Origin of the sequence: Streptomyces blattellae, assembly GCF_009709555.1 — a bacterium.
Classification (GTDB): Bacteria; Actinomycetota; Actinomycetes; order Streptomycetales; family Streptomycetaceae; genus Streptomyces; species Streptomyces blattellae.
On sequence record NZ_WJBG01000055.1, the window covers coordinates 1 to 212 of the forward strand.

The following is a 212-nucleotide window of genomic DNA, read 5'->3' on the forward strand; positions in this document are numbered from 1 at the left end:
TTCATCGCCCGTACGCGATGCCTCGCCCGCCCCGTCTCGGCCGTGGTCCTCGCCCGCGTCGGCCGCGCCCTGACCGGCGTCCGCGTCGGTCCCGACCTCGTCGTCGCTGTCCGCGTCCGCCCTGCTGTCCGCCTCGGTCCCGGTGTTGCCGGCACCGCCTGTGTCGGCACCGCCTGTGTCGGCACCGCCTGTGTCGGCACCGCCTGTGTCGG

At 75.9% G+C, this 212-nt stretch carries 1 pseudogene; it reads right to left on the reverse strand.

Features of this window, described 5'->3' with window-relative positions:
• Positions 1 to 212 (reverse strand): annotated as a pseudogene (locus GFH49_RS39210) (hypothetical protein); the annotation flags it as partial.